Genomic DNA, 5,933 nt, shown 5'->3' with positions numbered 1-5,933 from the left:
TTTTTTTAGCGCGTTTGTGTTGTTTATTATCACATTTAACTACGATACGATAGTATGGATTCAATACCTACGGTTTAGGACTAAACTGGATAATGCCACAATTAATTGAAGTAGGTTTCGATATGAAACTCACCATGCCATCTTCTAATAAAACAGAAACAGCACTCTTTCTTGCGAGTCACCCGCAAGAATTTATATTGCCTGGTTTTGTTATACCTGCTGGTTATCGACTGGTTACGAAGCTTCATACACCAACAGCTGATGGTGTGATGCAAACAGTTTGCTTTATCTATACGGGCGGCGATGTACCCGAAATGGTTTACAAAGTTAAATTGATTATCCGAAATGAGCCTAACGCCTATCTACCAATTAAAAATTGCACTCAATTGCTGGTTTGGAGGCAGGTCGCAGGTCCTCATAGCTTTGTTTTATCAGGTTTTGCTCGACAAGTTTTTCAGTACTTACTGCAATCAAATAACATCATGATCAGTGATGAACAGCAGACTCCTGATGGTAAACGGTTTTGGTTAGACCGAATGGGTGAAGCATTTTCTATTGCAGATGTCTCTGTTTATTACATTGATTTGGATGAACTTGATAAGGAATTATCACCGATTGTTGTGCGTATCCAAAGCTTTGAAGACCTGATGGAAAAGTATGTTCCTAATGGCTGGGGTGCTGATGAGGCACACAAGAATCGAGTCTTTTTAATTTCAACTAAAAAACTGATTTAATGTTAGTTTTTTTAAATAAAGAAGGCTCAATGTCGAGCCTTCTTTATTTGTATTAGTTTATTTTAACCCACGGATCTCCAGATGAAGGTATGTTATTTAATGACCACCATTTTGTTTGATAAATGAAGTTGTTATAGATCACCTTATCCCCGGCTGAATATGCTTTGCTTTCTTGCCACGCAGGGATGCCATCTGTGGGTGGTGGTACAGGATCCGTGGGAGGTAGTTCATCTACAACGCGCACAGTGGGCCAATTCAAATGAGATCCATATAAATTGGTTACGCATTTTTCATAATCACCAGGAACTAGAGCTGAATAAGCAGTTTGAAATCCGACCAAATCACATTCGAAAGAGAAGCCTTCTGGTCGATCTGGATAATATTTCCAATTTCCATCCCAGTTCGTATAAAGAACATCAGTTGCACCATTAAGATTTAGACTTCCATATGGCGTTTGTTGCCAGCAAGTGTTTACTTCATCGGATTCTATAGGGATTTGATAATGTTTTGATAAGCCTTCCCAATAGCGAATGCGATTAACTGGCTGACCTTTATCTTTATTTTGTTCGCCACATTCAATACCACCGTTGATTACGTTTATGGTGGTGCCGAATCCATATCCAATCCCTGCATCTATTTCCCGTTGAGATGGCTCCCACGTTCTGTCTATTACATGAAGCATTGCAGGCTTTGGTGCCTGAGGAGTCAAAAAAACCAAATAGCTGACGCCAAATTTAACCATGAATCAGCAACTAGACTTGGATTATTAAGTAGAATTGAAGCATCTCCATTGAACATAGCCTCGGAAAATGCGCCGTAATTAAAATGATAAGATAGCTGTTTTGCTCCTCGACCAAAATAGCCTTGATTTGCTGCGCATGGCCATTTTTTATTCTGCCAGTCATCTTGCCCGCAACCGGTAGTATAACCTTCTTGTCCCTCCGTCCATCCCATTTCTCTGACATGAACTAATGCTTGCTGCCATTCCTCAAGAGCTAGAGGATTATCTGAACTGTTATCAACAGAAATGTGACCACCAGTTTCTTGTGCGAAATGCGCAAATGCTGTAATGATTGATTTTTTACATATGGCGTCACTATCCCGACTATCATTATATTCTCCGCAAAATGCAGGGAATTTTCCGATAGCTTTTAATAGACGATTATAAGTATATTCAGGTGCAGCCATTGCTGTCAGGAACTCCCAGTCAGATCTGGAGAATACACGCTCAGCTCTCTTTACATTGTCTGGGTTAGTATCTAATGCCTCTTCAATTGTATCAACAACACTATTTGACCTTGTTTGAAGGGCTTTTGACCAAACATTATACATTGGATTTGATGTCTTACTTTTTTCCATTTGTTGGATAGCAGTTTTGGAAATGACATACCCAGTAGGTAGTTCAGGGTCTGGCTGTATATTAAATTCAGCTGAACAGGTAAATGAATAACTACTACAAATAATTATAGCCAACTTGGTTGCTTTTATCATGTTTAGTTCCTTTGTGTTTTTTGAATGATATTGGCTTAAACAGACTAAGTGGATATGTTTTTTCCTTTTGATTTAATATTGCGATTGACTTCAATTTATTAATCGGTTTGTTTGAAGTGTTTATATGTCAAAATTCGTTGGTTGATTTAATTGTTAGTATGGGTAGGCACATTTGCGGTGTGCTTCTTGGTTTTTAAATAAGCAATCTTGTTGTGGTTTGATAATTGCTACTCTATTTAAATGTTATTTTGTTGTTTTGTTATTCTACTGGTTGTTAATCTATTTAAATGGAAAAAGAAGAGTTAAATTATGAGAAAATAAAGACAGTTATATCTTGTTTTATCGTCAGTACGAATTTATATGCCAATGATACTCGTTTAACTACAGGAGCGACTCATCTATTTACCGGAGGATTGTGTGATAATTTTAATGTTTACCCAGATTGGACTCGCGGTGACCACGCAACTGGTGGTGACATAATGGTCCATAAGAATATTGCTTACTCAGCGGTTTACTGGACTCAATCTGAACCAGGTAGCGATGCTTCATGGGCTTTACACTTAAATTGTGATGGTACAGCACCAGGTACAGCACCACTGTTATCACTGCCAAATCCGATGGACCCTGTTCGTTTGGAAGTTGTAGGTTGGCCAAATACTTTGGTTGTTGCAAGTCCAGCAACGACTGCTCCTTCAAATCTAACCATAGAAGCAATCAACAGTGCAGATTTAGCGGATTTCAATGCACTAACCAACAGCTTTGTCGCTGTAATTGAAGCAGCAGCACAAGCCGGTTCGACTTCGATTATTATCAACAGTGATGTGCTTGATACAGCAAGTCAGGATAGAGACCAATCTTTAGGTACCATTTCGGTGAAAGAAGCGCTAATCAATGCGATTGATATAACTGGCAGCCGTATTGATGTTGATGATATCAACGCACTGAGCAATGATGCGAAAGGTTGGGCACAAGCGCATAACCTAATCATCACCACGCTTGCACCTGAAGCCAGTTACGGTTGGACGCTAAGCATTGGCGATTTCGCTTTTGACACGCATTCAGGCCGTCAGTCGGTATGGGATGCAGCATCGAACTACTCTGCTGAAATGCTAGACAAGTTTGAACTGTACAAAGCAGATTCAGTGACTAAAGCGGACTTCATTGCCTTCACTAAATCTAACGCTACTGATGCGTTATCAAGCGAGCAATGGCACAACGCACTAGAGTACGTAAAGCAAGTTTCTGACTACGTGAAGACCCCTGTCATGCTGGCAAACATGCCAACAGAGCAAACAGCAACTTACTTTATGGGTAACACCACAAGTGAGCAAAAACTTCGCAAAGCAGCATTTAGCAACGTATTCGCGGTTCTATTCGATAAGAATGATGCAGCTCTAACGGCTAAGATTGAACGTTACCAAGATGCAAAAGTGCCACTGTACTACGTAGGTGAAGAACTTGAAAAAGGTTCACTGACTCGTATTGAAGCACTTAACCAACAGCTGGCTAATGCTGAAGGCGTAATGAACAATGAAGCGTTCCTTTACGAGACTCCTCAGTCACAGTGGGAGCCGTCGACCGTATACAAATGGGCTGATTTCCTTGATGGCCTAAACGCAATGCATAACATTGGTGTAGCAGGTAACAAGTTCTGGCTACTCAGTGATGAAGCTGATGACCAAACTAACATTACTTATGCAAAAGTTGCGATTGCTGCGTTCCTCGCACAGAGTATGCAAGAGACTATCCGTTACAACGCGTGTGATGAGAACAATTGGTCGGAAGTAAGATACGGTGCTCCAACCGATTACCCAATGACCGCAAGTTGTGGGCAGCTTGGCCAGAAATATGCAGATTACGGTGTAAATCCTGTATCAGGTCTAGACTACGCTTACTCTTGTCCTCGTGATAATAAGATGGAAGTGAGCGCACTAACTCATGCTAAATGGTACGGCGCACCAGCTCCTGTATTTGCAGCTCCTGATACAGTTCTTGAAGAGAGAGGGTTACTGGTAAATGGTGCAGCTGGTCGTTGGACCAACAATGGGCACTGTAACAATGTTCCAGAAAAAGTCGATACATCTAAACAAGTTTGGGAACGTGATATTTGTAAAACCTACATTGGCCAAAAAGCAGGTAGCTTTATTTGGGATGGCAGCAGCCAAGAAAGTGTTGAAGGTTGTGGTTGGTGGGGGCGTGGTGTAATACAAACGACCGGCCGACAAAACTTCGGTACGCTTAACCATTACTTAGGACGTTCACATGTAGATCCTTCTACTATTGGTCAAATCATTGATGGCGTACTGGTTGAAGCGCCTCCTGCTAATCCTATATACGCTGAACTGGATTTTTGTTCAAACCCTGGCTTAATTTGTAGCTCTGAAGAGAACCGTGAAATTAAGTGGATTGCAGGTCTGTTCTACTGGGTAACGTCAGTACAAGCGTACAACGATGAAGGCGGCCAATACGGTGATTGGAATTACCACAACGAACTGAAAAGGTATGTGGACAGTGGCCTACAAGGCTCTCAGTTCATTGATGATGTTTCTGGTATCGTTAACCGTGGTTGTCCAGATCTAACCTGTTCAACCGGTGATGTACATAACGTTAAAGAACGTCGCGCTAACTTTAAGTTAGTATTGGAAAAGTTGGGCTTAAATCCACAATGATACACTTTTTTTTATGTGTTTTAGATCATTCATTTTGGCCTATTTTACGTCTATGGTAACCTGATGGCTTGCGTTTGTAGACGTAGCATTATTAATCATTGACTTGCGCATAGATTTCTGAACCATTATAAAGTTCTGACTTGGTGTCAAGGTTAATCCTGAGAGCTGTAGTCCCTTTGAATGATCTCCTTATTCTGTAACTGCATAAAATAACCCCGACCTTTTGGTTGGGGCTTTTTTATAAAAGCTAGAGTTATAACATTGTTGGTACAATAAGGTTGTGTGCTATGATTGTTATAACAAAGTACCTACAAATAGGTGGAAGCATGAGAACGCAAGTACGAAAAATAGGTAATAGCTTGGGTAGTATCATTCCGGCTACGTTCATTCGCCAATTGGGGCTAATTGAAGGCGCTGAGATAGATGTGAAAACCGAAGGTCAAAAAATCATTATCGAACCAATTACTAGCTCGAAGAAGCGCTTTCCTTTCAGTGAAGCTCAGTTGCTTGAGGGCTTAGATGCTTATACGGGACATACTGATGAGTTGCCGGTGCTCTCGGCAAAAGAGTTAGGTGAGTGATGAAAGCATACGTTCCAAGTCGCAATGATATTGTATGGTTAGATTTTGAACCAACGAAAGGTAAAGAAATAGGGAAGTATCGTCCTGCTCTTGTGCTTTCAAGCCAGCATTACAACCAACAAACTGGTTTGATTATTTGCTGCCCAATTAGTACAAGCATTCGTGGTGGTCAAACGGAAGTTATAGTTTCAAATCTTGATAAGCCTTCAGTGGTCGCGTCCAGCCTAGTACACACCTTGTCATGGAAAGATCGTTGTGCAAAAAAAATAACCGAAGCTGAAGATGGTGTAATGGAAGATGTGTTGTTACGCTTGCTTCCATTAATGGGTGCTGACGTTTTGTTTGATAATTAATCGTCGATTATCTCAAATTTTCACTTAAAGGCTATTTACAGCCGATCGAAAAATGCTATTCTGAATAGGCTTAAAGTTGTGTACTGACTTATAGTACAAAGCACG

At 40.7% G+C, this 5,933-nt stretch carries 5 protein-coding genes and 1 pseudogene; 4 read left to right on the top strand and 2 right to left on the bottom strand.

Annotated features, from left to right (window positions below):
* Positions 1 to 92: 92 nt before the first annotated feature.
* Entirely contained in the window at positions 93 to 734 is a 642-nt protein-coding gene (locus RH85_RS05350) for a hypothetical protein (RefSeq protein WP_006711182.1), read from the top strand.
* Positions 735 to 786: 52 nt separating this feature from the next.
* Here RH85_RS05350 and RH85_RS23680 read toward each other — a convergent pair whose 3' ends face one another.
* Positions 787 to 876, bottom strand: coding sequence for a hypothetical protein (locus RH85_RS23680; RefSeq protein WP_420895790.1), 90 nt, complete (start codon positions 874 to 876; stop codon positions 787 to 789).
* Positions 877 to 1,314: 438 nt separating this feature from the next.
* Positions 1,315 to 1,922: pseudogene (locus tag RH85_RS23675) on the bottom strand (chitinase); the annotation flags it as partial.
* Between the two features lie 620 nt (positions 1,923 to 2,542).
* Between RH85_RS23675 and RH85_RS05340 the strand changes: the two are divergent.
* From RH85_RS05340 to RH85_RS05330, 3 genes are all read left to right on the top strand, one after another.
* Positions 2,543 to 4,894: a cellulose-binding domain-containing protein gene (locus RH85_RS05340; protein WP_420895789.1), complete on the top strand. Its 2,352-nt coding sequence runs from the start codon at positions 2,543 to 2,545 to the stop codon at positions 4,892 to 4,894.
* A gap of 326 nt (positions 4,895 to 5,220) precedes the next feature.
* The gene (locus RH85_RS05335) at positions 5,221 to 5,475 is read left to right on the top strand and encodes an AbrB/MazE/SpoVT family DNA-binding domain-containing protein (protein WP_006711180.1); all 255 of its coding nucleotides are present in this window, start codon (positions 5,221 to 5,223) and stop codon (positions 5,473 to 5,475) included.
* Positions 5,475 to 5,828: a type II toxin-antitoxin system PemK/MazF family toxin gene (locus RH85_RS05330; protein ID WP_006711179.1), complete on the top strand. Its 354-nt coding sequence runs from the start codon at positions 5,475 to 5,477 to the stop codon at positions 5,826 to 5,828. The genes RH85_RS05335 and RH85_RS05330 overlap by 1 nt, the downstream gene beginning before the upstream one ends.
* The last annotated feature ends 105 nt before the right edge of the window (positions 5,829 to 5,933 follow it).

Source organism: Vibrio ichthyoenteri ATCC 700023, assembly GCF_000222605.1.
GTDB lineage: Bacteria > Pseudomonadota > Gammaproteobacteria > Enterobacterales > Vibrionaceae > Vibrio > Vibrio ichthyoenteri.
This window is presented reverse-complemented; position numbering and strand designations above follow the sequence as displayed.

Coding starts and splice junctions, on each gene's coding strand:
- RH85_RS05350 (WP_006711182.1), top strand. CDS start 93: ATGCCACAATTAATTGAAGTAGGTTTCGATATGAAACTCACCATGCCA.
- RH85_RS05330 (WP_006711179.1), top strand. CDS start 5,475: ATGAAAGCATACGTTCCAAGTCGCAATGATATTGTATGGTTAGATTTT.
- RH85_RS05335 (WP_006711180.1), top strand. CDS start 5,221: ATGAGAACGCAAGTACGAAAAATAGGTAATAGCTTGGGTAGTATCATT.